The 1,910-nt window shown below is 44.2% G+C and carries 1 protein-coding gene; it reads left to right on the forward strand.

Annotation, left to right across the window (positions count from 1 at the left end; all coding sequences use genetic code 11):
• Positions 1-219: 219 nt before the first annotated feature.
• Entirely contained in the window at positions 220-1,605 is a 1,386-nt protein-coding gene (locus KDK14_RS18515; RefSeq protein WP_257266679.1) for a hypothetical protein, read from the forward strand.
• Positions 1,606-1,910: the final 305 nt, after the last annotated feature.

The raw sequence follows: 1,910 nt of genomic DNA on the forward strand, positions 1-1,910 counted from the left end.
TTAGAGCTGTTCAGAATTACAGTAATATGCCTTTGCTGGGTGCTGAATAGTTACCCTTATTCTTTGTTCGCGGAAATTGCTGCCTGACGATAAAATTCATTAAATAAAATTTCAAATGAGAAAGCTGTCTAAGAAACGAGTTGAACTTTTCTTTGACCAAAAAAATCAAACTTGTCAGAAAAACTTTTTGTCAGGAACTTAATCATAGGAGTTTATCACATGAATACACTGCATCCTGCCCAGACTCTGGCAGTTCAGCCAAACTTTTCGCAGGCGTCAGACTTAAACGACGCATCAGGATTAAACAAGGGTGCTGGTGTATACACGACAACTGCAAAGTTTAATGCCAGGGATGTCCGTCATACTGATATCAGTAATTTTTTTGTCGGACTGAAGCGGGGAGACGTCAGACAACTCGCAATGGATACCTGTGCTGAGGCTGAAAGAGTGCATGGCGATAAAATCTGGAAAAAAGATAATCTTGATAAAGACCTCAAGGCGTATGAATTGCCGAGAGACTTTAGTTACCGTCATGATTTAAAGGATCGTAAGGCCAGTGCAATACTGAATGTTTTTCTCAAAGTAAAAGATGAAGGTGTAATAGCAGCTGCCAAGGGAGGAGAAGGCCATACATTGCCTCTGGCACAAAATTTATGTGATCTGTTCAATCGTAAAGCGGCAAAAGAGGGTGAGAAAAAGAGAGAGCCCCATTATGTCAGTATGGATTTCTTTGTCGGTGAGATGAATAAATATCACCAGGAATTAAATCAAACAGACTCTTTCCGTGACGGCACCGGCCAAGAGAACTATGGTGTAACAGGGTCGGGCCTGCCTCCTGCTGAAAACCCAGTGTTTGCGAGGGCGGGGAGACCACTATTTTTACTGTTACCTCCAGCGTGGTATGGTCCGGCAATTGTGCCTTCACCACCACCTGATTACCGCGCGGTTCGAGCTGAAATGAGGTTGGCGAACCTGAAAGCTGCGCTTGCTAACTTGCAGCAAGGGCTGAAGAAGGATTTTCAAAGTCAGTCTTTTCAGTATGGAATGAGTGCTGCTGAACTGGAAATATCGCAACTTGCCATTAACCTGCCGGTAAATTTACAGGCCCCCTATAGTAAAGCTAAAGCTGATTTTAAGCGCCTTCAACAACAACTGCCATGCATGGGCGAGAGGGTTTTGGTCAAGGAATTTCATCAACAGATAGACCGGCTGCAACAGTCGCTGGCGGAGAAGGAGCCAAAAATAGAGAACTCCTGTGCAGTAAGGGCTGTTAAGCGAGAAGTTCGCGCTTTGGCAAACCAGATTGACAAGCTCAGCTCTGTAGAGTCTGAGAAGGCAGTGCTTCAGGTGCGAAAGAGCGCGTTAACAATCAGTCTTGATAACTGGCTTGCTATTGTTGATGCTTTCGAAACCTTAAAACGATTGAAAAGTTATCCCGAGGTTTTGCAGTTTCTAAAATTACCACAGGACATTGATTCTTTCTCTACCAGGCTTGATCAATTTGATGACAATATCAGGAAGATACTCCCCGGTGAGACACGAAATGAATTGATGAGGGAGTCAGGTAAACTCAGAAGAGCTTTTTCTGATAAAGCCCTCTTCTGAGAAAATAAAATGCCTTGTAAGCCTAATGCCGGACTTTCATCACCGAATATACTGAAGCAGCCGCGATTGGAAATAGTACTGCCCTGTTAAGACGGATCTACAGCTGCCTGAGGGTTTAAAGCAGGGGAATAGGCTTTATGAGGCATACCAGGCTTTACACGAAAATCTGGCCAAGAGGCTGTCCGAGAATAGATGCCCTACTGCGGCGACAGCAAATCGGTCTAAAAACCCGCTTTTGTTCGGCAAATAACCCCGCTATTCACCTCACAAAACCGAATTTTTATCCTCAATTTTCTGTCGTCCTC

The organism is Endozoicomonas sp. ONNA2 (genome assembly GCF_024606365.1).
Lineage (GTDB): Bacteria > Pseudomonadota > Gammaproteobacteria > Pseudomonadales > Endozoicomonadaceae > Endozoicomonas.

Bases quoted from the DNA above. Each gene is read 5' to 3' on its own strand.
- KDK14_RS18515 (WP_257266679.1), top strand. From the start codon at position 220: ATGAATACACTGCATCCTGCCCAGACTCTGGCAGTTCAGCCAAACTTT.